Source organism: Streptomyces sp. NPDC088732 (assembly GCF_044751205.1).
Taxonomy (GTDB): domain Bacteria; phylum Actinomycetota; class Actinomycetes; order Streptomycetales; family Streptomycetaceae; genus Actinacidiphila.
Genome location: NZ_JBIVLI010000045.1, coordinates 1 through 23,361, shown reverse-complemented (window position 1 = coordinate 23,361; position 23,361 = coordinate 1). Strand labels below are relative to the sequence as shown.

Genomic DNA, 23,361 nt, shown 5'->3' with positions numbered 1-23,361 from the left:
GCTCAGGACTCCCCGGACACGTCGCCGGTGGTGACCGCGGCTGCGTCGGCCAGGCGGGCGGCCATCGCGCGGAAGTTCTCCGCGTTGAGGACGGTGTGGGCGTCGACATCGACGCCCAGGCGCTCTTCCAGGAGATCCGCCAGCCACACGGCGGTGACCGAGTCACCGCCGGCGGCAAAGAAACCGTCTTCCGGTCCCATACCGTCACCGAAGACCTCGGCGACGGCCGTCATCACCTGCGGCAGCAGAGAGTCGGGGGGCAACTGGCTCATCACTGGGGCCTTTCCGATGACGGACGGCGGCCCGTGACGGCCGCGGCGTCCGAGGTGATCTGGTCCGCGATCGCCCGGGCCAGTGGTTCGCCCACCCGCCGTCCGTCGAACACCAGGTCGATCATGACGGCGTCCCGGTACTCGTTGCACCTCAGGTGCAGGGCGGAGGAGTCCACGAGGGCGATTCGGCGCAGCGGGTAGGCGTCGGGGGTGATCCGCAGCGTCGAGTCCCCGCGGGGCGGACGCACCGACCCGGGGAAGCTGCGCAGGTTCACGTAGACGTCTCGTGCGATCGCACCGGCAGCCGCCCCCGGGCCGGGCGGCGTGCCGAGCAGCGCGGCCAGTTCGGCAGCGGGGAGCTGTTGATGACGTAGGGCGTCGACCATCGCGGCCCCGACTTCGGCGACCACTTCAGGCAGGGCAGCTCCTGGCGCGCCGATGGCCAGGGGGGCCGGTCCGGCGAACATCCCTACCGTGTCGCGCTCGGCGGGGGGCCGGGAGTCGAGCGAGGTCCACAGACTCAACCTGCGCTGTCCGGCGTGCGTGGCGAGCGACCGTGCGAACGAGCCGACGAGCCAGTGCATGACGGTGCAGCGCGCCTGCCGGCAGTACTCGCGCAGCGCCTCGAGCAGGGCCTCGGGGATCGTCGCGTGGACGCTGCCGCTCGCGGTGGGGGCGACGTCCAGTTCGCGCCAGCGGTTGCCGGCCGCGAACTCCGTGCGGCGCTGCCAGGATGCCCGTGCCCGTTCGAGACGGCGCGGACCGCGGCCTTCACGCTGGTCGCGTGCCGCCCGCGCGAAGGAGGGCGCGGTCACCGGCGGGGGGTCGGCGGCGGTATCGCCCAGGGCGGCGTAGTCACGCCAGACCTCGCGGCTGAACAGGTCGTGCGCCCGGCCGTCGAAGAAGACGTTGTCGAAGGTTGCCAGGAAGGCGTGGTGTTCGGGGTCATGGCGCAGCAGCCGGAGGCTGAAGGGCCGTCCCCGGTCGGCGAAGGGCGTGATGACGTCCCGGGAGAAGAGCGCCGCGGCGTAGTGGGAGAACTGGCCGGTCGAAACCGCGGTGACGTGCTGCCCGTCGATGGGCCGGTCGTCCGGCCGGATGGGCAGTAGCCGCTGCGCGGTCGCCGGTGCGTCGGAGCCGGACGGGACCAGGGCCATCCGCAGTGCGTCGTGCCGGGTCACGAAGAGGCGCACGGCCTCTTCGAAGCGCTCGGTGTCGAGAGGGCCGAGGATCCGATAGCACAGCCGGACATTGCGCCGGGTGTAGGTGCTGCCCCGGACACGGCGGAGGTACCACTCCTGCTCGTAGGTGAGCGGGCCGGGCGCCGGCAGCCCGGATTCGGCCTCGGTCACTGCAGGCACAGGAACTCGCCCCCCTTCGCCTTGAGCTCACGGGGGGAGCCCGACTGGACGATCCGGCCGTCCTGGACCACCAGTACCTGGTCTGCCGCGTCCAGCACGGTGAGCCGGTGCGCGACGGCGACGACGGTGGTGCCGGAGGCGAGCAGCCCCTGGAAGACGCTCTTCTCCAGGGCAGGGTCGAGGGCGCTGGTCGCCTCGTCCAGGATGAGCAGCCGCGGTCGGCGGGCCAGCGCCCTGGCGAGCACGATCCGCTGGCGCTGCCCACCGGACAGCCCGTGACCGCCGGGTCCCACGAGAGTGTCGTAGCCCATCGGCAGGGCGATGATCTCCTCGTGGATGTGGGCGAGCTTGACGGCTTCGACCAGGTCCGCGTGGGCGATCTCGTCGCCTCCGAAGGAGATGTTCTCCCGGATGGTCCCGCTGAACAGGTGTGCGTCCTGGTTGATGTAGGCGATCCGGCGCCGGTACGAGGGGCCGTGGAGCCCGGCGACATCGTGCCCGCCGACCTCGACGGTTCCGGAGGTCGGCGTGTGGAGCCCCGCCAGGAGCAGGCCGAGGGTCGACTTGCCCGAACCGGACCGGCCCACCACCGCGACGAAGTCGCCGGCCGCGATGCGCAGATCGACCCCTGAAAGGGTCGGCCGCGACGCGCCGCGGTGCCGGAAGGTCACATCGCGGACCGTGACCTGGAGCGGCTCGGCGTGACCGGCGTCCGGCAGCGGTCGGCCGACCGGTTCGGGCGCGGTCGACAGGATGTCGTCGAGCCGCACCAGTGCCGGTCGCGCACTGGCGAGTTGGGAGGCCGTGTCGAAGACGCTCTCCAGCGGGGCGAACAACGAGACGGTCAGGGCCATGAACGCGAGCGTCCCGCCGGCCGAGCCATGACCGGCGAGTACCTGCCACGCACCGACGACGAGTACCACCATCGGTGCGCAGAACTGGATGGCGCGGCTGAGTGAGGTAGTGGCGGCGAGACTGCGCCGCGCGTGGAGGCGCTTGTTCACTTCGGCGACCAGTGAGTGCGACCAGCGTTCGGCGGCCACGGACTCGGTTCCGGCCGACTTGAGGCTGGTGATGCTCTCCAGCAGTTCGACGAGCTCGCCCTGAGCCTGGGTCTGGCGCTCCAGGACCTCGTGGCTCAACTCGGCCTGGCGCCGCCAGGTGATGGTCATGACGGCCGCCTGGAGCACGATCAGGAAGACGACCACGGCGGCCAGGAACGGGTTGACGACGAACACGGCGGTCAAGTAGATGACGATCAGCAGGCCGTCGAAGGCGGTCGACACCGCAGACATGCTCAGGACCTGGTTGAGCAGGCTGCTGGTCCTGACCCGCAGGGCCAGGTCACCGGAGTTGTGGACGGTGAAGAAGTCGTAGGGCAGGGAGACCAGATGCTCCATCACGCCCCAGGTCAGTTTGCGTTCGACAGCCGCTTGCCGTTTGGCCAGCAGGAGGGCCCGCAGGATCTGAAGACCGAAGAAGAGCAGCGCCACTACGGCGAGTCCCGCCGTCGCAAGCCACAGGGTCCCGGTGAGATGGCCGGGCAGCACGCTTCCGAGGAAGACGCTGACCGCGGCCGGCAGAATGAATTCCAGGGCCGTCAGGGCTCCCGAGGCACCGAGTATCCCGCCCAGCTCGCGGCCCCGCGGCAGGACATGTCGCAGCAATCGCCACGGACCCGATGTCGCGGGCGCTGCGGAGACACGCGTCTCGACCGGTGGTTCCAGTGGGGCGGCGAACTCCAGCGCGACGCCGGTGAACGACTCCGTGACCGCTTCCGGACTGAGGCGCCGGCGGCCTGACGCCGGGTCGACGATGTCGGTGTACTCCTGTGTCGCACGCTCCAGCACCACGAAGTGGTTGAAGTTCCAGAAGAGGATGCTGCCGGCGGGCAGGTGACGGAGCCCCTCCAGATCTGTGCGGACTCCTCGTCCGCGCAGTCCGTTTCGGCGGGCGACGTCCAGAAGGGTCCGGGCCGACGCGCCGTTGCGCCCCGAGTCGATCAGCGCTCGTATGCCTGCGAGATCCGCTTCGATCCCGTGGTGGCGCAAGGTCATGACGAGGGAAGCCGGGCCGCAGTCGCTGACCTGCGTTTGCAGGCACACCGGCACACGTCGGCGGCCTTGTCGTGCCAGGGCGCCGGAAACGCGCTCGCGCCGACTCGCCGGCCCACGGCTCTCGCCCGTACGGCCGAACACCGGTCCCAGGCCGTCCCGCGTGTAGCGGTGTGCAAGGGCCTCGGCCCGGAAACGTGGTCTGTTCGTCATCTCCTGCGTCCTCCTCGGCGAGCCGGGTGGACCGGTTGATCCCGGACCACCCGACTCAGTCGGCCTCACGGCCAGCTAGCAGCGCCGAGGGCGCTGCCAGCCGGCCGTTCCCCTGCGGCTGGCTAGCCGTCAGATGCAGGGGAGGGGGCTGACGACGACGACGCCGCCGACGATGTCGTCGAGCTCCTCGTCGGCCAGGGCGGTGATGTCGACCTCGTAGTTCTCCATGATGATCTCCTCTGTATCGCTGGGAATTTTCGCCGGATCGGAATACGTGGAACGCGGTTCCATCATCCGGTGAAGGCATCTCCGCGGGTGCGGTTGATTGCGTCAACGACAGTAGACCCGGGTGTTGAAAAAAGGCAAGAGCGGATTCCGCGGCCGATGTCCAGGCGTCGTCTTCCGTCCCTTTTGGGTGTGAGTCAGACGGCGTAAAATGGTACAAATAGACTGCCTAAAGGGGGTATTTGGTGTCCGAGTGATTCTCCATGTCTCGCTGGCGGGACGCACTGAAAGCGCCGGCGGTACCGTCCTCTTCGTGAATCGTTCCTGGAAACAAAAAAATCCCCCGGCCGATACGATCCGTCTTTTTCGCGGCACGCGGAAAAGGCGGACGATCGGTCGGAGGATTGGATCGGGGTAATGGCTTCGGGATGTCGTGGCAGGGGATTCGAAAAGCAGGAGCCGATAGGTGACCGTACCGGGGCGCGGCGAACCCGTGACGCGATCGCGGCAGGCCGGCCCCGGCCGGCCCCATGCATCGTCGTCACGCTGTTCAGGACGCGGGAGCGGCCTCCCGCGACGCCCAGGCCTCCGCCTTGGAAACCAGCGAGAGTTCGCCGGGCACCGGGCGACGCTCGGTGCCGCTGCGTCTCGCCAGGTCCAGAAGATCCCGTGCCGTCAACTCGGTGAGCCGGTCGCGCGCCTGGTCGAGCAGACGGTCGGCGACCGCCAGGAGTGCGTCGTCGCCCAGAGGGCGCGGCGGCAATGCCAGCCCTGCGAACAACGTGCGCTGAAGCACCCGGTGGAGGTCGACCGAGCTCACTTCGCGAATGGTCAGCGACAGATGCACGGACAGCCCGCCGTCGCCTACTGCCTGGTGTGCGTAGCCGCGGGGGATGTACATCACCTCCCCCTGACGCAGCGTGGTACGCAGTACTTCGGCCGGCTGGGGGCCGTCGCCGACAGCGCCGGGGCTCCACCCGGGGTTGCCCGGTCCCTCGTGCACCTGCCAGCTCTTGCTGCCGGCGACCTGGAAGACGAGTACGTCCGCGTCGTCGCGGTGCAGCGGCAGCCCCTGGTGGCCCGCCGGGGTGATGAAGTAGAACGCCTCGATATGCCTGCCCAGTTCGGCGGAGAGGGCTTCCAGCATCGCCGCGGTGGGGCGGTGCCAGTGGTCGATGCAGCGCAGCAACAAGGTCGCGCCCCGCTCCAGCAGATCGCCGATCTTGGTCAGGTCGGCGAAGCCCGGGTGCTTCGCCAGATGCACTTGCCGGACCAGCGTGTAGGCATCGACGGGTAGCGGATTCTGCGCGTTCGCCATCTCCACGTACGGCTCGCGCAGCAAGCCTCCGGCGAGGGCGTGGTCGACGTCGGCCAGCGTGAAGGGACTCAGCTCCACGTCGCCCGGGTGGAAGACGCCGGGTCTGCGAGACCAGTACGACGTCATGAACTCGTCTACGTCGCCCACCCATCGGGAAAGCGTCGGGGCGTGCAACAGGATCTCCTCCTCAGTACGGGCTCTCGATGCTGGCCCGGCAGCAGGACCGCGGCCAGTCACGGTTGTCCGGTACCAGGTCCGGGCCCGGCCCTCCCGCGCGATGTGCGGCCGCCGATCCGTACTGGCTGAGAGGGGCCCACGGTCCCTCGGACACCCGCCGGGTGCTGTGGTCGTCACGGCACATGCGCACGATCCGTGCGGTCGGTCCCTGCGCTGAGCGAGCCGGGAGCGGCCGCAGAAAGGCGTTCGGGCCGTGGATGGCGGGCTCACCGCTCTGCGGCAGCGGTGTGTCGCCCCTCGCGTGAGCGTGGGGTGATTTTCGGTCCTGGGCCAAGCCGGCCAGGCGCCGCAGTCGACGGCAGACGTCCGGTGCCGTTCCGTCGAAGTCGGGGACGGCCCGGGGCGATCGGGTCCGGGGCATGCGATTCCTCCGGGACAGGTCCGGACAGTGATGACGGCCTACAGCGCGGTCCTGCGCGGTAGGACGTCGCGGAGCTCTCACCGTGACATTCGGTGCGCGGCGCGACCAGTCACGCGAAACCGTTACCCCGCCCGTCGTGGTTTGGAGTCCGGGGGACCGGTACCCGGTACCCGGAACTCGGGACTGTGGGGCGCGGTCTCCGTTCGCCGAACATTGCTGCGACGGCACGAGACGGCGGTGCCTCCCTGGCGCAGACCGCACCCCGCGCGTCTCCGCCGGGCCGCGGGCACGGATGTCGCCGCTCGTCGCAGCCGTGTTGGTTCTGGTCTGGAGGCAGTCATGTGTGTTCCCCGGGAAGACGGTCCAACCCGACCGGCCGCGGGGATCCCCGTTACCGCAACGGGAGTCCCGTTGCTCGTCCCGCCCCGCCTGAGCAAGGGCAACGTGGTTGCGATCGCCACGCCGTCCGCGCCGGTGGTCACGCCCAGAAGGCTGGCCCGCGGGGTCGAGGCGCTGCGCGGGCTCGGGTATGACGTCCGCCTGGGACCACTTGCCGCGGGCGGCATCCGGGACGCGACACCGGAGGAGCGGGCCGACGAGCTGAACCGCTTCTTCCGAGACCCCGAGGTCCGCTGCATCGTCGCGTCATTGGGTGGGCTGACCGGCAACGCGGTACTCGAAAGGCTCGACTACGAGGCCCTTCGGGCCGATCCCAAGATCATCATTGGCTACAGCGACATCACCACGATCCTGCTGGCCGTGTACCGCCGCGCCGGCCTGGTCACCTTCCACGGGCCCACCCTGCTGCCCGAGTTGGCCGAATACCCGCGGATGCTGCCGTACACGCGCGACGGTTTCCTGCGAGCCGCCGCCAGCGCGCGGCCGCTCGGCCCCCTCGCGCCGGCAGCGGAATACACTGAGGAACTGCTCTTCTGGGACGAGGCCGACGACCGGCCGCGGCAGCTTGTCCCGGGCACAGGCTGGCAGTGGCTCCACCCCGGTACGGGTATCGGCCCGCTGGTCGGCGGCAATCTGGAGACGATCGGTCTGCTCGCCGGCACCTCGTACCTCCCCGACTTCACCGGTGCGACCGTCTTCCTGGAGACCTGTGCCACCGACATCCGCGTCGTGGAGCGAGCACTGACCCAGCTCCGTATGGCCGGGGTGTTCGACCGCATGGCGGCCCTCCTGCTCGGCCGGTCGTTCCGCGCCGGCCAGGATTTCGAGACGGCCCTGCGGCAGCAGGTCCGCGAGATCGCCGCACGCTACGACGTCCCCGCGGTGGCGGGTCTCGACATCGGGCACAGCGACCCGATGGTGACCCTCCCGCTGGGCGTACGCGCCCGGGTCGACGCCGGCGCCGGGGTCGTGGAGGTGCTCGATGCAGCTGTCCGCTGATCCCGCCGTCCTTCACATCGCCGACATCATGCGACGGCACGACATCGAGGAGATCCTCGAAGTGCCCGCCGCGCCGTTCGCCGGCGGACTGCGCTATCCCCGAGTGGTACGGCTCCAGCCCGGTGACGAGCCGTGGTATCTGCGCACCTACGGCACCGACTTCGAGATCGTGCCGCCCGGATGGCTGCGTCGAGGCCCCAGCCGCTGCTACTCCCTCGGCGCCGACCTCGACGAGGCGGGTGAGCGTGACGGCCTCCTGCTCGTACAGGCGTTCACACCTGATCTGGCCGGCGCGGAAGCACTCGCCAAGACCCTGCTGGAGGAGCTCTCCGACGTCACCGGGCACCTGGCCGCCAAGTGGGGCCGAGCCTGGGGGCGCCCCTGCTGCTGGGTGGCGGCCAGGCTCACCGCCGAACGGGACGGGACGGCCCATGCGTGACACCCACTATCACCGTGCCCTCGTCGACGCGGGCATCGTGGCCGCCGGCGGTTCCGGAAGCGGCATCACACCATGGCGCGCCCTCGGCCTCCGCGCTGTCCGCGGCATGGTGGACACCTTCGTGGAGCAGGCCGGCGCGGTGGCCCCGGTGGCCCGGACCGAACACCCTTTCCTCCACAGGCGGGACACGTACGAACGGGTCTTTCCGCAGTACGCGAATGTCTACCGGCTGCCAGGCCACGGAGAGCCGCGCCCGGACTGGGTCCTGCGCGCCGACAACCTCCACCTCAACGTCGCCTGGCTGCAGCGTCATCACCATCCGGGAGCCGTTGTGTCGACCGGAGGCCTGCTGCGGCAACTGCGCGGCTCCGGTGCGCCGCTGTTCCGCGAGCGCTACATCTGGCCGGCGATCCAGCTGAACAGGCTGCTGCCGACCGGTGAGGGCCGCACTGCCCTGGAGTCCTACCGGCTGGCCCTGAAGAGGACCTTCGAAGCCTTCGGACTGCCGGTGCTGACCATTGCCACCGATGCCCTGTCCTCGTACGGCGAGGTGTGCCACCTGACGGTGTCATGCCTTCGCGACGGCCGGCCGACCGTACTGGCGACGACCTATCTGATGGCTCCCCCGTACCGGGAAGCACTGGGCGTCGCAGGAGAAGTGCTCGACATCGGCTTCACCGGCAAGGTGCTCGCCCTCGTGAGCATGCACCACCTCGACACCGGCGGACTCGGGCTGCCCTCGGCGCTGGCCCCCGTACAAGCTGGGGTGCTCGCGCCGCCGGACACCGCGGGCCTGGACGCCTGGCGGGCCGGTTTGGACGGCATCCGGGTGCGGACGGTGACGGTCACCGGGAACGAGCCGTTTCGCCGGCGCCGGGCGGAACGCCGCCTGATGCGCGCCGGTGTGCCGCTCGCCTACGGAGTCCGGCCCGACGGCAGCTGGCGGGTGGCCCGACGCGCACCCGCCGGCCACGAGGCGACCACGCCATTCCCCGACGCCGCATCGGTGAGGGACGAGCTTGCCGCGTACGACCGACGGCTACTGGGCCTCGCCCGCGCCCGGCTGCGGGAGGGAGTGGAACGGTTCGGGCTCGTCCGCGGCGTGTGCGACGAGTGCGCCGCGGCCCGGCGGGTCCCGGTGTTCGGCCGGATCGTGCCGTACCGCCCATCGCGCTGCGCCCACTGCTCCGCGCCGGGCAGTGACCATCTGATCAGTGAGAACGGGCGCTTCTACTAGGCGCGAAACCCGCCCGAGCGAAAGGAGGCAGTTGTGCTCACCAGAAACGATCCCCATCGGTCGCCGACGATCGACATCACCACGACATCGGTGGGGCGCGACACCGCGCTGCGCACCTTCACCAGTTTTTTCGAGCACGTCACCTTCAGTGGGTCCTTCCGCGTGATCGTGACCGTGGACCCCGCCTACGCGGTCCCCCACGAGGAACGTGACCGGACCCTTTCCTTCCTGCGCGGGCTGAGTGACGTGGATCCCAGGGTCGCCGAAGTCGTGGTGGAGGAGTTCCCGCGGCAGGTGGGCCTGCCGGCCGCACTCGGAGTCCTGCTCTCCCACACCGTCTCACCCGTCGGCGTCCATCTGGAGGACGACTGGGAGTTCACCGGGCTCGTCGACCTCGACGGCCTCATAGAGGACCTTCACACCTGTGACGCGACCCAGATCGTCTTCGGCAATTCGCACGTCGCGCGCGGCGGGACCTTCGATCGCCGTGGTGAGGCAACCCCGGTGACCGGCACGCGCGTTCCTCTGGTGCGGCTCGAACGTCCCAGCTGGGCCGCCCACTTCATGCCGCTCAGCCCTCATGTCCACCGCACGGCCCGGTGGGCACCGGTTGTCGCCCGGGCGCTGGCCACCACGGACCCCGCTCTGTGTGTCGACGAACGCCTCCGGGAGCAGGTGCTGGCCGAGGACGGGTACGACCGGCACCGTGTGCACTTCACCCGGGACGTGGTGGCTCACGACATCGGTCGCGCCTGGGTGGCCCGGCACGGCAGGTACCGGACGCTCACTCCGGAGCATCTGGGGGAGGTTCCGGGCGGCGACCCGCTGCCCCCGGTCCGCTCCGGACCCCTGGACCTGCGGCGGTCGGCGGAACTGCGCCGCCGGGCTGCGCTGGTCACGCCGGGGCTGACCCACACCTACCACAAGCGGCCGGAGAATTTCGCCGACGGCCACTACCCCGTCTATCTGGAACGCGGCAGTGGCGCCCAGGTCCGGGACGTGGACGGTCAGACCTACGTCGATTTCGTGGCGGCGCTCGGTGCCGCGACCCTCGGGCACAACCACCCGGTCGTGACGAATACCGTCAAGGAGAAGGTGTCCCGGGGGCTGCTGCTCTCGTTGCCCACCCCTGCGGAGGTCACAGCCGCGGAACTCCTGGCCGAGTCCGTGCCGGGCGTCGAGACGGTCCGTTTCCTGAAGACCGGTGCCGAGGCGTGTGCCGCGGCGATCCGCCTGGCCAGGCTGCTGACCGGTCGGGACGAGGTACTGCTGGCCGGCTATCACGGCTGGCACGATCAGCTGATCGGCCCCAGCCCGGGTGTACCGGCGTCACTTGCCGGGCTGACCAGCAGGGTGGAACTGTCCTGCGACCAGGACGACGAACGACTGCTGGCGGACGTGCGGGCACGGGGTGGCCGGATCGCCTGTGTCATGCTGTCAACGCCCTACCACCGCAAGCTCACTGCGGAGTTCCTGACCGCACTGCGCGACGCCTGCCATGACTCCGGGGCGTTGCTCGTCCTCGACGAGGTCGTCACGGGCTTCCGACTCGCCCCCGGCGGCCTCGGACAGCACCTCGGTGTCGCCGCCGACCTGGTCTGCTTCTCCAAGGGCCTTGCCGCGGGGGCGCCGCTGGCCGCCGTCGCCGGGTCCCGGCGCGTCATGGAGGGCTTCGAGAGGCTGCGGGTGTCCAGCACCTTCGCCGGGGAGACCGTGTCCCTGGAGGTGATGAAGGCCGCCCTGCGCCACTACACGCGAACCGACTACTACGCGCGCATCGCCCGGCTCGGCCGGAACCTGCGTGAGGGACTGAACCGCGTCGCAGAGGAGACCGGGACGGGGCCCGTGGCGGTCGGCTACGACCCCATGCCCTGCCTGCGCTTCGCCGAGGACTCCGCGGTCCACGCACGCCTCGCCGAAACCTTCCTCGCCGGCATGGCGCGGCGCGGAGTCCTGATGCGCCGAGACGTCAACTTCCTGACCGCCGCGCACCGCGATGAGCATGTCCGGTTCGCGCTCGAGGCTGCGGCGGAGGTGTTCGCAGGCGACCGCTTCCGTACGGCCGCCCGGCTGGAGGGGAGGTTGGTGCCATGACTGACGGGACCGCAGCGCGGGTGCCGGAGACCACCCGCGAGGAATGGAACGAGCAGTTCCGTTCTGGGCGCTGGGACTACCTGACCGAAGGCCCTGAGCAGGCACGCTACGTCGAGATCCGTAACCGTGTCCTGGCCGCCGGGGCCGCGAGCGTGCTCGATGTCGGCTGCGGTACGGGGGTGCTGCGCGACTGCCTCGGGGACGCGTTCACCGGTCGCTACGTCGGCGTGGACTGGTCACACGCCGCCCTGGCCGGACGGATCCGCCGCCCCGGCGAGACGCTGGTGTGCGCGGACGCGTCGCGGCTGCCCCTGCGCGGCACCTTCGACGTCGTCGTGCTCAGCGAGGTCCTCTACTACCTCGACGAGCCGGCGGCCGCAGTCGACCGGATGCTCGGCCTGGTCGCGCCGGGTGGGCAACTGCTCGTCTCGCTCTACCAGCCGCCTGCGGAGCGGCACCCCGCATGGCACGCCCTGATCGCCGCCCTGGACCGGGTCGTGCGGGCACTGAGCGATACGGAGTACCGGCTCACCACGGACGACGGCCGGCGCAACTGGCTTCTGTACGCGATCACTCGGGAGGACCAGGTATGAGGCGGAGCACCGACCGCGTCCTGGTCGTCCAAGCGGACGACCACGGCATGTGCCCCGCTGTGACGGACGGCATCCTCGAAGCCCATCGAGCCGGGGTGGTCACCCAGGCCTCGGTGATGGTCCCGGCTCCGGACGCGCAGCGCGCAATGTGGCTGTCCCGCCGGCAAGGACTCCCGCTGGGCGCACACCTCGTGCTGGCCTGCGAGTGGGAAGGGTTGCGCTACTACCCGCTCACTCCGGCCGAGACCCTGCGGGCCCAGGACGGCGCGTACCTGCCCGGTCCCCCCGAACTGCGCGCGGCGGGAGCCGACCGGGCCGAGGCCCATGCGGAACTCAGCGAGCAGTTGAGGGTGATGTCGGCGGCGGGTGTACGGCCCCGGCATTGCGAGTCGCACGTGGGGGTCTTCGACCCGGCCGTCCTGGCCGAAGTCAGCGCCGAATGGGGGATCCCTTGCCGGGACGACGTCCCTGCGCCCGGGATTCCGATGGCGGTGGATTCCGTCTGGCATCTGTCCCTGCGCCCGCCGCAGTCCAAGACCGACGACCTGCTCGCCCACCTGGCGCAACTGCCTCCCGGTATCCACATGGTGGTCGCCCACCCGGCAGCCGACCGGCCCGAACTCGACATGCTCACCGAACCCCGTTCACGTCGCTGGAAATGGGCCAGACCCATCCGCACGAGCGACCTGGCCGCTCTGCTCGACCCGCGTTTCCCGGAGGCGTGCACGCGCCTCGGCATCACCCTTGCCCCCCTGCCGGAGCAGAACCCGGCCCGCCCGGCCAGCCCGGCCGGTCTCGGCGCAGGTTGAGCCGAGAACCGAGAAAGGAACCCCACATGTCCCTGCAAGCGATATCTTCCGCGATCACGCAGGCCGCACCGGAAACGGCCCCCGCCTCCCTGGCGCCCCCCGGATCCTGGCGCGACCCGGAAACCCACTTCCTGACGGTGATGAGCAGCCCCTGGTATGCGGCACTGGTCGATCTCCAGGACACCATCACCACAGCGACGGTGGCCTTCTGGACCGAGCGCGGTATCCGCTTCGGTCATCTGCCGGTGACCACCGGATCGGTGTCCTCGCCCATGGGTCTGGGCAGTGACTCGCTGCCGGTCAAGGTCGATCTGTTCGGCGCCCCGACCTACCTCGCCGACTCGATGCAGTTCAGTCTCGAGTATCTGTGCCGGCTCGCGGGGCGGGGGGCCTACTACCTGATGCCGTCCTTCCGCGGTGAAGCGCCCGACTCGACCCACCTGTGCCAGTTCTTCCACAGCGAGGCCGAGATTCCCGGTGGCCTCCAGGACGTCATGACGCTTGTCGAGGAGTACCTGCGCCACGTCGTCGGTGAACTCGTGACCCGGCACGCCGACCTCATCCGTGCGGCCGCGGGATCGCTGGACCACGTCACGGCTCTGCTCGACGACCACCGGGCCTTCCGGCGTCTCACCTTCGACGAGGCGACCGCCGCGCTGGACGACGATCCGCGGTACGTCGTCCACGAGGACGGCTGGCGCAACCTGACCCGCGACGGTGAGCGCTGTCTGATGGACATGTACGGCGACTTCCTGTGGGTCACCCACTGGGACGCGTCGGCCGTGCCGTTCTACCAGCGGCAGGACGCCCGGGGCCGGGCTCTCAACGGGGACCTGCTCTTCGGCCCCGGCGAGGTGGTCGGGGCGGGCGAGCGGCACGTCGGCGGCAGCGAGGTCCTCGATGCCCTGCGGCAGCACAAGGTGCCTGCCGAGGACTACGACTGGTACGTGCGGATGAAGACCGACACGCCGATGCGGACCGCGGGCTTCGGCATGGGCGTCGAGCGCTTCTTGATGTGGCTGCTGGCCCAGCGCGACATCCGCGACCTGGAACTGCTCCCGCGTGTGAACGGCCGCACCATCCTTCCCTAGGAGCTCCCGTGCACCACCTTCGTGACTCCCGCGACGCCCTCACGGACACCACGGAACTGCGCGACCGGCTGGCCGAGGACGGCTATCTCTACCTGCCGGGGGTGCTCGACACCACCGAGGTGAACGCGGTCCAGGCTGAACTTCGTGCCGCGCTGCACGAGATCGGCTGGCTCGCGGACCCCGGAGCGCTCACCGTCGCCGAACGGGAGATCGGCTTTCGCACCGAGTCCTTCCGCACCGTCTACCCCGCGGTGCTGCGCCTGGAAAGCGTTCACCGGCTCGCCTTCACCCCCGTGCTGTGGACCCTCATGGAGCGGCTGCTCGGAGGCGACGTCTTCTGCCACCCGGCGAGGGTCGTCCGGCTCGCCCCGCCGTCCGCCAGGCCGGGGGAGTACGCCACGCGTGCGCACCAGGACTTCGTGGTGCAGCACGTCACCACCGACGCGGTGACGGCATGGATCCCGTTCACCGATTGCGACGAGGACAAGCAGGGACTGCGTCTGATCCCGGGCTCCCATCTGCACGGTTTCCTGCCCACCGACGCGTCGCTCGGCGGGCGCCGCCCGCTCTATCTGCCCGTCCGCCCGGACGATCCCGCCTGGGCGTCGGCGGACTACGCACCGGGCGACCTGGTGCTGTTCCACAGTTTGACCGTGCACGGCGGCGGCCCCAACGCGAGCGACGAACTCCGCCTCTCCGCCGACGTCCGTTACCAATTGACCGACGAGCCCCTGCGGGCGGAGTTCGCGCACCCGCACGGCTGGCCGGTCACCCCTGACTGGGACGTGCTCGCCGCGGCCTGGGACACCGACCGGTGGCACCGGCTCCCCGACCGGGTGCGTCTGGTCCCCATGCCGGAGGGACTCGACTACGGGGAGTACCTCGCCGGCCTGACCCCGCCGGCGTCCCGGCTCCTGTCCCGCCCGGCCCGAGCTGTCTGACGGGCGCGGCTCGCGCGCCTCCCACCGATCCACCGACCGGTCCACGCATCACCCGATCACCCTGAGGAGAACCCCATGTCCCTGATGACCGAAGCCGAGTTCGACAAGTTCTTCAAGCCGTACGCCGGCAATGTCGAGGGCTTCTACGAGGCCACCTATTGGCACCTCGCCGACGAGCTGATCAAGGAGCTCATCCGCCGCCACCTCGACCTGCGGGCGGGCCAGCGGGTCCTGGACGTGGGCGGCGGCACCGGCCGCTGGGGCATCTGGCTGGCGACGGAGTTCGGCGTGACCGTCACGGTCGCCGACAAGTCCGCCGACATGCTCCGTCAGGCGGACATCAACCGCCAGGCCTCGTCCGTCGCCGATACCGTCGAGCTCGTCCACTGTGACGTGGAGAACGCTCCCGAGCTGGCCTCCGAGTCCTACGACGCGGTGATCAGCACCTACGGTGTGCTCTCCTTCCTCGACAACCCTGCCGCGGCGTTCGACACCATCCACCGCGTCATGCGTCCCGGCGCCGCGGGCTTCCTCATGAGCCACTCGCTGTCCAACGCCCTGTCCTCGAAGATTCTCCGGGACGGCGCCGGTCCTGAGGAGCTGGCGCAGCTCCTGGCCACCCGCACCGTCCGGTGGTCCGAGCACGTGCCGCCGTTGCGGGTCTACTCCGCCGACGAGCTCAAGTCCCTGGCCGCGGGCGCCGGCCTGAACGGTGAGCGGGTCTTCGGGGTCACTTCGCTCGCCCTGCCCGGTGCCGAGGACTTCGGCTATCCCTACGACAAGATCAGCGACATCTCGCGTGCCCTCGAGAACGAGGAGTACTTCCGTACGGTCCTGGCCCTGGAGCTGGAGGCCAGCGAGCACGACTCGTGGGCCGAGCGCGGTACCAACCTTGCGATCAAGGTGCGCAGGCCGTGACCGCGGTCGCACCGCTCGCTCCCTACGACGCGTTGGCGGCGGTCTACGACCGGTGGACCGCGCACAACGACTACTCCCGGTGGGCGGACCACCTCGCGGGGCTCTTCCGTGCCCACGGCGAGATCCGTCGGGTGCTCGACGTGTGCTGCGGCACCGGGAGTATCACGGCGCTGCTTCAGCACCAGGGGCTGGAGGTTGTGGGCGTCGACGGGGCCGCGGGCATGCTGGAGCGGGCCCGGACGCGGACGGCGCCCGGTACAGAGCTGCACCAGGCCAGGCTCCCCGCGCCGCTGCCCGTCACCGATGCGTCCTTCGATGCCGCGGTGTGCAGTTTCGACAGCGTCAACTACTTCCGGCCCGCGCAATTGGCGGAGCTCTTCGCATGCGTCGCGCGGACCCTGCGTCCCGGAGGCCTGTTCGTCTTCGACGTCAACACCCGTCACAAGCTGGAGAATCTGCTGGGCAACAGCCACTACGGCGATGATCTCGACAGCTTCGCCTACGTCTGGCGCAACCGGTACCACCCGGAAGAACACCGGTGCGACTTCTCCATCAGCTTGTTCACGCAGAGCGTGGACGGCTTCGACAAGCAGGTCGAGCAGCACAGCCAGTGGTGGTTCGACCCCTCGGAGATTCGTTCCGCCGCGCTGGCCGCCGGCTTCGGGCTGGCCGGCGTGACGGAGGACTACCACGATCACGCTCCCGGCCCGGAGACCATGCGTGAGACCTGGGTCCTGGTACGCGAAGCAGCCCACTTCGTGTGACCGGTCGCGTCCGCGCCGCTGCCCCGTCGTCCATCCTGAAGGGATCTCCCCTGCGCATCACCCGGATGGGCGTGGCGGCGGCGCGGAACAGGGCCTGTGCCACGTTTCCGACGGCCACGACACCGTTCGTGGCCACAGCCGTGGGACGGCCGTGCGCTGATCCCACTGCACGTCAACTTCGCGCCACATCAGCCGAGTCGACCTCGTGAACGCATCAAGGGCCTGTAACGGGCGGGTAGGATTGCGAGTTCGGGTGTGGTAGTGCACCTTGTCGGCAGTTTCCACCCCGCCCCGCCCGGGCGTGTGGCCGACCGTTTCCCCGATAGAGGAGATCATGTCCGCTACGGCGTTCATCTCAACGACCATCCCTTACGTCAATGCCCGTCCACACCTCGGACACGCATTGGAGTACGTCCAGGCGGATGCCTTCGCCCGGCACGCGATGAGCCGGAAGGACGTCTTCTTCCTCAGCGGCTCGGACGAGAACAGCCTCAAGAACGTACTCGCCGCCGAGCGCGAGGGTGTTTCCACGAGACAGCTGGTCGACCGCAACGTGCAGTACTTCGAAAAGCTGCTCGGGGCGATGAGCATTGGCGTGAGCGACTTCATCCGGACGAGCGTCAGTCCGGAACACCTCACCGGGGCCACGGAGATCTGGCGTCGGATGAACGAGCGCGGCGACATCTACACGCAGGACTACGAGGGTCTCTACTGCGTCGGCTGTGAGCAGTTCTACACGCCTGATGAACTGCCGGACGGCAAATGCCCGGAGCACCTTGTGGAGCCCGAGCTGGTGACGGAGCACAACCATTTCTTCCGTCTGTCGCGCTACGGCGACCAACTGCTGGAGGAACTGTCCTCGGGCCGGCTGAAGATCTACCCGGAGTCCCGGTTGAACGAGGTGACCGGTTTCATTCGCTCCGGGCTGGAGGACATCAGTATCTCCCGGTCCGTGGAACGAGCCCGTGGCTGGGGCATCCCGGTCCCGGGCGACGAGACCCAGGTCATGTATGTCTGGATCGACGCGCTGACGAACTACATCAACGCCCTCGGCTGGACCGATGAGAGCGACCGGTACAAGCGTTTCTGGGTGGACGCGGACCGGCGCACACATGTGGTCGGCAAGGGAGTGCTCCGGTTCCACGCGGTGTACTGGCCCGCGATGCTGCTCTCGGCAGGACTGCCGCTGCCGACCGAGGTGGTGGTGCACGGTTACATCACCTCCGGCGGCCAGAAGCTCAGCAAGAGCCTGGGCAACGCGATCGACCCCATGGACGTGCTGGAGCGCTACGGCCAGGACGCCCTGCGCTATCTGCTCCTGGCCGACTTCTCACCCTTCGGCGACGGCGACTTCAGCGAAGAGCGCCTGGTGACCCGGTACAACACCGACCTCGCCAATGCATTGGGCAACCTGCTCAGCAGGATCACCGCGATGACCGTCCGGTACCGCGACGGCGTCGTCCCGCAGAGCGGTCCGCTCGGGGCTCCCGAGGAGGCGCTCCAGGAACAGGCGGCGATCAGCACCCGCGAGGCCGACGCGGCGATGGAGCGCTACGACCACCGGGAGGCGCTCGCGCGGATCTGGGACCTCGTACGCCGGGCCAACGCCTACGTCGACGAGCGCGCGCCCTGGCACCTTGCCAAGGCCGCGGACCAGGGCGACGCGGGAGCGGCACAGGACCTCGACACCGTGCTGCACCACGGCTACCGAGTGCTGCAGCGGCTGGGTGTGCTGCTGCGTCCGTTCGTCCCCCATGCCTCCGACCGCATGCTCCGCGCCCTCAACGACAATCCGGAGAGCGTGATCTCGGATCTGGCCGTGGATCCGTCCGGCCGGCACGTCGAGAAGGCGCCGCCGCTCTTTCCGAAGCTCGAACTCGCCTGACGCGACGAGGCCGGCACCTCCCGTGGCCACGGGAGGTGCCGGCCTCGTCGTTCCCGCCGTTGCCGGGACCAGGAACGTGCCTGTTTGCCCACTGCGCGCGTCTGCGGGCACGGCCGACCCGTTGACGCGGAGGGCGCCTGCCGCCGGCTCGTGAGAGGCCGCGGTCGGCAGGCGCCCTGTCGGTACTCAGGACGCGATCGGCGTGACCCGTTCTGCGTCGGGAGCAGCCGAGCCCCGCCCGGGGAGGTACCCGAGCTGGATCGCCACCACTACGAGCTGAGTGCGGTTGGTGGCACCGGTCTTGATGCGCAGGCGTCGCATGTGCGTGTCGACGGTGTGGGGACTGATACCCAGCCGTCGCGCGATGGCCTGGTAGGTGGTCCCGCCGGGAAGCTGCGCGAGGATCTCATGTTCACGCGGGGTGAACGACTGACGGTCGAGTGTGTTCATGGCAGACACCTCTGCTGCGAGGGGGAGGGACCAGGGGCCGTGGCCGGCGACGCTGGCGGCACGCCACTGGGGAGGGGTTGGAGTTAGGGTTCCTGCCGGGGTGGCTCAGGCACGTGATCCGATGGCCAGGAAGGCATGGGCCCGAGCAGAAACGACGTCCGCCCGGCCCTGGGGTGCGGCCGAGGCTGGTTCCCGGGGGCCGAAGCGCGGCCGTGAGGTGACGGATCGGGCGGGCCGTGCCGCGGGCGAATCCATGCGCTCCACGGTTCCTCGCCGCCGAGAGTGTCGCCCCTGAAACGCGCGGGCCCGACCGGTCGGGCGCCGCCTCGATTCCGGCCGGCCGTCGCGGCCCCGTGCGGCGTGACGCGCGTCCTGCGGGCCGAGATGCCGCCGGGGGCAGGGCGACGTGCCCGTGAACCACGGCCGGGGTCGTGGCCACCATGATCCAGGAGGCACTCCGCGCCCACGTGAGGAAAGGGCGGCCCGCCTGGGCCAGTGCCCACTGCCTGCTGCTCCATCGTCTGCCCCTTCGGTGGTCATAGGCGTGACGCAAGAAGCGTGCCAACTCCGGTTCACTGTGGAATCTGCGGGCGGATACAGGGCGATATACGGCGGGTCGACGTGCTGCTCGGTCCGATGGACGTGCCGGTCCGGGGACGTTGGCGACGACGACGCGCTTGCGCCGGGCATACCACTGCGGTGCGGGTCGGCCACGGGGGCCGCCGGTCTCCCAGGGGCCGCGGCCGGGAGCCGCGAGACGCGCCGCGCGCCGTGTCGGGCGTGTCCCGGCGGGAAAGGAGCCACCGCCGGAACGACCACGGAAGACGGGAAGAGACGCGACCTCTCATGATCCATGGTCTTGGCAACCACGGTCATCAGAGGTCGCGCCTCTTGTCGCCCTACGGCCTGTGTCCGTCCTTGCGGGCGATCCGCTCAACGCGTCGGTGAGGTCGGACCCGTCCGCGCCGTACGGGGCCGGTCCCTTCCCGGCAGACCTCAGCCGGCCTCGGCCGTCGCAGGAACCGGCACCGAACCGGTGGGTGCGTCGTCGCGCTGCTCCGCCAGGGCGGCGGTCATCGCCGCAACGGTCCTGTGGGTGAACACGTCCTTGGGCGTGATGCCCAGCCCAGCCTCACGGGCCCGTGCCACCAGCCGAAGGGACGAGATCGAGTCGCCTCCCAGATCGAAGAAGTTGTCGTCGATGCCCACGCCCGCAAGTCCCAGGACCTCGGCGAGCAGGCCGGCCAGCAGCTCTTCCCCCGAGGTGCGTGGCGCGCGACTCGACACGCGCGAGCCGTACGACGGGGCGGGCAGGGCCTTCCGGTCCAGCTTGCCGTTCGGCGTGAGCGGCAACTCCTCCAGGACCACGAACGCCGCAGGCACCATATGGTCCGGCACCACCGAGGCCACATGCGCCCGCAGGGAATCCACATCGAGCGCGACGCCGGCCGCGGGGACCAGGTACGCGGCGAGCCGCTTCACGGTAGGGGTGTCCTCCCGCACCACGACCACCGCCTGCGCGACTCCCGCGCACACGGTCAGCGCGGCCTCGATCTCGCCCAGTTCGATCCGGAAGCCGCGGATCTTGACCTGGTCGTCATCGCGGCCGATGTACTCGAGGTCTCCGGCCGCGTTCCAGCACACCACGTCCCCGGTCCGGTACATCCGCGACCCCGCCTGGTCGAACGGGTCTGCGACGAACCGCTCCGCGGTCAGACCCGCGCGGTTGACGTATCCCCGGGCCAGTTGCACGCCGGCCAGGTACAGCTGGCCCTCCACCCCCACCGGAACGGGCCGCAGACCCGCGTCCAGCACGTAGGCACGAGTGTTCCAGACCGGCCTGCCGATCGTTACCGTCTCCGCCCCGGGCTCCACAGGCGCGAAGGTCGCGTCGACCGACGCCTCGGTCGGACCGTAGAGATTGTGCAACGGTACGTCGAGCAGCGCGTGGAAGCGCTCCGCCACGGCCGCCGGCAGGGCCTCACCGCTGCACAGCACACGACGCAGCCCTGTGCAGAGCCCGGCCGACGGTTCCTCCAGGAAGGCGGCGAGCATCGACGGCACGAAGTGCATGGTGGTCACGCGATGGGTGCGGACGACGTCAGCGAGGTATGCCGGGTCCTTGTGGCCGTCCGGCCGCGCCACCACCAGCGCCGCCCCGGTCATCAGCGGCCAGAAGAACTCCCACACCGAGACGTCGAAACTCGACGGGGTCTTCTGCAGCACCCGGTCCTCGGTGGTGAGTGGGTAGGTGTCCTGCATCCACAGCAGACGGTTGGCGATTCCTGAGTGCGGCACGGCCACGCCCTTCGGGCGTCCGGTCGAGCCGGAGGTGTAGATCACGTATGCCGGGTGAGCCGGGTGGTAGGCCTCCGGGAGCTCTCCGGCCTCTGCCGTCTCCAGATCCTCGATGAACACCGACGGCACATCGGACTCCGGTGCCTTGACGCCCCGTGCGGTCAGCACACACTCCGCTCCGGAGTCGGCGAGCATGAACTCCAGCCGCTGAGCGGGGTAGTCCGAGTCGAGCGGCAGGTAAGCGGCTCCGGCTCGCTGCACCGCCAGCAGTGCCACGATCAGCTCCATCGATCGCGCGAGCGCCACGCCCACCACCGACTCGGCCCCGAGACCGCGGCCGGCCAGCGCCCTGGCCAGCCGATCGACGCGCTCGTCCAGTTCCGCGTAGGTCAGCGACCGCTCCTCGAAGACGACCGCGACAGCGTCCGGGGTGCGGGCCACCTGTGCACGGAACAGATCCGGCAAGGTCACCTGGGGCACCGCTCGAGCTGTTTCGTTCCACCGTTCCAGCGACCGGTACTCTCCCGCGGACAGCAGCTCGGCGTCGCGGTGGCTGGATTCGGGCCGCTGGGTCATCGCGGTCAGGACCGCGACGTAGTAGCCATGGAACTGCTCGACCTGTCGCCGGGTGAACTGCCCCGTGTCGTAACCGAGGTAGAGACCCAGCCGTCCCGTGGCACTGTCGACGTGGAAGTCCGCGCTGAACGGGAAGTCGGTCGGTGCCGTACCGCCGGTGACCTCGATGTCGCTGTTGTCGGCCTCGCGTTCGACATGGAAGTGGGTGTAGTTGAAGAACGTGTCGAACAAGGCCTGGCGCCCGACGAGCCGCTTGATCTCGGTCATCGGGAAGCGTCGGTGCCGCTGGACGGCACTGTCCAGCTCCGAGGTGCGCAGGATCAGATCGATCCAGCTGCCTCCGGACAAGCGCCCGCGAACGGGAAGCGTGTTGAGGAACAGACCCACCACCCGGTCGCCGTCCGGTTCCTCGGTGCGCCCGTTGTAGACCGCCCCGGTCACCACGTCCTGCGTGCCGGCCAGCAGGCTCATGACTCGCAGATGCGCGGCCAGCAGGATCGTGCGCTCCGCGACGCCGAGCTTCGCGGTCAGACCGCGCACACCGTCCTGCACGGAGTGGGGAAGAGGCAGTCCCACCACGTCCTTGCCCGCCGTCCCGCTCGGGTGCGAACGGCGAGGCAGCCGGGTGAAGGGCGCCTCGTCCATCTCGTCCGCCCAGAACCGGCGGTCCGGCTCGCTGTCCAGTGCGGCCAGTTCCAGCCGGACATAGGACCGGAAGCGCGCGGACACGGCTGGTGCGCTGTGGGTGCCGGCGTAGCGGTTGAGGAGCTCGGCGAACATCGAACGCTCACTCCAGCCGTCCATGATCGCGTGATGCTCGGTCACGAACAGCTGCATGGTGTCGTCCGAAAGCCGTTGCACGTGGAAGCGGATCAGCGGAGGCCGGCTCCACTCGAACGGTGTCCGCAGCTCTCTGTCGTGGTGTGCTCGGACCAGCGTATCCTGGTCGGCCCGGTCGCGCAGATCCTCCACCGTGAGCGGCACCGGAACGGATTCGTGGACGAGCTGGACCGGCTGTTCGAAGCCCGTGAAGGCGAAGGATGTGCGGAGCAGTTCGTGAGCGTCCACCAGGCCCGAGACCGCTTCGCGCCACGCGTCCTCACTGAACGGCGCGGTCAGCCGGAAGGAGCCCGTGTTGTGGTAGGCCGCTGACCTCTCGCTCTCCAGGACCATGCCCATCTGGAGTCGCGTCATCGGATAGGCGTCCACCACACCATCGGGGACCGCTCCCCGATCGCCGGCCGACAGCAGCGCGAACGGCTGCTCGCTGTCGCTGTCGGCCGGCGCTTCGGCATCGGTGACGCAACGGGCCAGAGAACGGATGGTCGGGTGGCGCAGGAGATCGGCGATCTGGAAGTGCAGATCACGCTGCCGTGCCAGCGCCAGCACCCGGATGCTCCGGATGGAATCGCCGCCGAGCGCGAAGTAGTTGTCGTCGATGCCTACCGTGGAGACCCCTAGGACTTCGGCCCACGCCTCGGCAAGCCCGGCCTCCACACGGTTGCGCGGGGCCGTGTACTGAGCCGTCGCGCCGGGCGCGGGTGCGGGCAGCGCCTTCCGGTCCACCTTGCCGTTGCCGGTCAAGGGGAAGCGGTCCATGACGACCAAGCGCGCGGGGACCATGTAGTCCGGCAGCTTCGCCGCCAGCTGCTCACGCAGCGACTGGGCGTCGCTGCCGCTGACGGCATAGCCGATCAACTGGTCCTGTCGATGCACCACGACCGCTTCGGACACGTTGTCGAGTGCGGCGAGTGCGGTTTCGATTTCGCCGGGTTCGATGCGGAAGCCGCGGATTTTGACTTGGTGGTCGGAGCGGCCGATGTATTC

The 23,361-nt window shown here is 69.7% G+C and carries 17 protein-coding genes; 11 read left to right on the top strand and 6 right to left on the bottom strand.

The annotated features are described in order from the left end of the window. Positions 1–2 precede the first annotated feature (2 nt). The 4 genes from ACIP9H_RS41385 to ACIP9H_RS41370 all read right to left on the bottom strand — a co-directional run bounded on the left by ACIP9H_RS41385 (position 3) and on the right by ACIP9H_RS41370 (position 5,617). Positions 3–272 (bottom strand): acyl carrier protein, encoded by a 270-nt coding sequence (locus tag ACIP9H_RS41385; RefSeq protein WP_401597579.1) that lies wholly within the window; start codon positions 270–272, stop codon positions 3–5. Then, positions 272–1,624 carry a condensation domain-containing protein gene (locus tag ACIP9H_RS41380; protein WP_401597581.1) on the bottom strand — a complete coding sequence of 451 codons (1,353 nt, stop codon included), beginning with the start codon at positions 1,622–1,624 and terminating at the stop codon, positions 272–274. The genes ACIP9H_RS41385 and ACIP9H_RS41380 overlap by 1 nt, the downstream gene beginning before the upstream one ends. Further along, positions 1,621–3,900 (bottom strand): peptidase domain-containing ABC transporter, encoded by a 2,280-nt coding sequence (locus ACIP9H_RS41375; RefSeq protein ID WP_401964150.1) that lies wholly within the window; start codon positions 3,898–3,900, stop codon positions 1,621–1,623. The genes ACIP9H_RS41380 and ACIP9H_RS41375 overlap by 4 nt, the downstream gene beginning before the upstream one ends. Positions 3,901–4,675: 775 nt before the next feature. Further along, entirely contained in the window at positions 4,676–5,617 is a 942-nt protein-coding gene (locus tag ACIP9H_RS41370; RefSeq protein ID WP_401597585.1) for a JmjC domain-containing protein, read from the bottom strand. A gap of 835 nt (positions 5,618–6,452) precedes the next feature. Between ACIP9H_RS41370 and ACIP9H_RS41365 the strand changes: the two genes are divergently transcribed. From ACIP9H_RS41365 to ACIP9H_RS41315, 11 genes are all read left to right on the top strand, one after another. Continuing rightward, complete coding sequence (locus tag ACIP9H_RS41365; protein ID WP_401964147.1) at positions 6,453–7,439, top strand: LD-carboxypeptidase; 987 nt, start codon at positions 6,453–6,455, stop codon at positions 7,437–7,439. Further along, the gene (locus ACIP9H_RS41360; protein WP_401597590.1) at positions 7,423–7,878 is read left to right on the top strand and encodes a hypothetical protein; all 456 of its coding nucleotides are present in this window, start codon (positions 7,423–7,425) and stop codon (positions 7,876–7,878) included. Before ACIP9H_RS41365 ends, ACIP9H_RS41360 begins: the two co-directional genes overlap by 17 nt. Next, the gene (locus ACIP9H_RS41355) at positions 7,871–9,115 is read left to right on the top strand and encodes a hypothetical protein (protein WP_401597592.1); all 1,245 of its coding nucleotides are present in this window, start codon (positions 7,871–7,873) and stop codon (positions 9,113–9,115) included. The genes ACIP9H_RS41360 and ACIP9H_RS41355 overlap by 8 nt, the downstream gene beginning before the upstream one ends. A 33-nt stretch (positions 9,116–9,148) precedes the next feature. After that, the gene (locus tag ACIP9H_RS41350; RefSeq protein ID WP_401597594.1) at positions 9,149–11,209 is read left to right on the top strand and encodes an aminotransferase class III-fold pyridoxal phosphate-dependent enzyme; all 2,061 of its coding nucleotides are present in this window, start codon (positions 9,149–9,151) and stop codon (positions 11,207–11,209) included. Beyond that, positions 11,206–11,802: a class I SAM-dependent methyltransferase gene (locus ACIP9H_RS41345; protein ID WP_401597596.1), complete on the top strand. Its 597-nt coding sequence runs from the start codon at positions 11,206–11,208 to the stop codon at positions 11,800–11,802. The genes ACIP9H_RS41350 and ACIP9H_RS41345 overlap by 4 nt, the downstream gene beginning before the upstream one ends. Beyond that, positions 11,799–12,611, top strand: coding sequence for a carbohydrate deacetylase (locus ACIP9H_RS41340; protein WP_401597599.1), 813 nt, complete (start codon positions 11,799–11,801; stop codon positions 12,609–12,611). Before ACIP9H_RS41345 ends, ACIP9H_RS41340 begins: the two co-directional genes overlap by 4 nt. A 26-nt stretch (positions 12,612–12,637) precedes the next feature. Continuing rightward, the gene (locus ACIP9H_RS41335; RefSeq protein WP_401964144.1) at positions 12,638–13,702 is read left to right on the top strand and encodes an asparagine synthetase A; all 1,065 of its coding nucleotides are present in this window, start codon (positions 12,638–12,640) and stop codon (positions 13,700–13,702) included. Between the two features lie 8 nt (positions 13,703–13,710). After that, complete coding sequence (locus tag ACIP9H_RS41330) at positions 13,711–14,643, top strand: phytanoyl-CoA dioxygenase family protein (RefSeq protein WP_401597604.1); 933 nt, start codon at positions 13,711–13,713, stop codon at positions 14,641–14,643. A gap of 75 nt (positions 14,644–14,718) precedes the next feature. Then, a complete protein-coding gene (locus ACIP9H_RS41325) occupies positions 14,719–15,561 on the top strand; it encodes a class I SAM-dependent methyltransferase (protein WP_401597606.1) in 843 nt (280 codons plus the stop codon). Then, positions 15,558–16,325 (top strand): class I SAM-dependent DNA methyltransferase, encoded by a 768-nt coding sequence (locus ACIP9H_RS41320; RefSeq protein WP_401964142.1) that lies wholly within the window; start codon positions 15,558–15,560, stop codon positions 16,323–16,325. The genes ACIP9H_RS41325 and ACIP9H_RS41320 overlap by 4 nt, the downstream gene beginning before the upstream one ends. A 334-nt stretch (positions 16,326–16,659) precedes the next feature. After that, positions 16,660–18,210: a methionine--tRNA ligase gene (locus ACIP9H_RS41315; protein WP_401597611.1), complete on the top strand. Its 1,551-nt coding sequence runs from the start codon at positions 16,660–16,662 to the stop codon at positions 18,208–18,210. Between the two features lie 186 nt (positions 18,211–18,396). Here ACIP9H_RS41315 and ACIP9H_RS41310 read toward each other — a convergent pair whose 3' ends face one another. Together ACIP9H_RS41310 and ACIP9H_RS41305 are read right to left on the bottom strand one after the other, a co-directional pair. After that, the gene (locus ACIP9H_RS41310) at positions 18,397–18,660 is read right to left on the bottom strand and encodes a response regulator transcription factor (RefSeq protein ID WP_401597613.1); all 264 of its coding nucleotides are present in this window, start codon (positions 18,658–18,660) and stop codon (positions 18,397–18,399) included. A 996-nt stretch (positions 18,661–19,656) separates the two neighbouring features. Beyond that, a complete protein-coding gene (locus tag ACIP9H_RS41305; protein WP_401964156.1) occupies positions 19,657–23,298 on the bottom strand; it encodes an amino acid adenylation domain-containing protein in 3,642 nt (1,213 codons plus the stop codon). Positions 23,299–23,361 lie beyond the last annotated feature (63 nt).

What these genes read in the sequence shown, in the direction of transcription:
- ACIP9H_RS41385 (WP_401597579.1), bottom strand. Translation starts at nt 272, where the DNA reads ATGAGCCAGTTGCCCCCCGACTCTCTGCTGCCGCAGGTGATGACGGCC.
- ACIP9H_RS41375 (WP_401964150.1), bottom strand. Translation starts at nt 3,900, where the DNA reads ATGACGAACAGACCACGTTTCCGGGCCGAGGCCCTTGCACACCGCTAC.
- ACIP9H_RS41360 (WP_401597590.1), top strand. Translation starts at nt 7,423, where the DNA reads ATGCAGCTGTCCGCTGATCCCGCCGTCCTTCACATCGCCGACATCATG.
- ACIP9H_RS41355 (WP_401597592.1), top strand. Translation starts at nt 7,871, where the DNA reads ATGCGTGACACCCACTATCACCGTGCCCTCGTCGACGCGGGCATCGTG.
- ACIP9H_RS41345 (WP_401597596.1), top strand. Translation starts at nt 11,206, where the DNA reads ATGACTGACGGGACCGCAGCGCGGGTGCCGGAGACCACCCGCGAGGAA.
- ACIP9H_RS41340 (WP_401597599.1), top strand. Translation starts at nt 11,799, where the DNA reads ATGAGGCGGAGCACCGACCGCGTCCTGGTCGTCCAAGCGGACGACCAC.
- ACIP9H_RS41335 (WP_401964144.1), top strand. Translation starts at nt 12,638, where the DNA reads ATGTCCCTGCAAGCGATATCTTCCGCGATCACGCAGGCCGCACCGGAA.
- ACIP9H_RS41325 (WP_401597606.1), top strand. Translation starts at nt 14,719, where the DNA reads ATGTCCCTGATGACCGAAGCCGAGTTCGACAAGTTCTTCAAGCCGTAC.
- ACIP9H_RS41315 (WP_401597611.1), top strand. Translation starts at nt 16,660, where the DNA reads ATGTCCGCTACGGCGTTCATCTCAACGACCATCCCTTACGTCAATGCC.
- ACIP9H_RS41310 (WP_401597613.1), bottom strand. Translation starts at nt 18,660, where the DNA reads ATGAACACACTCGACCGTCAGTCGTTCACCCCGCGTGAACATGAGATC.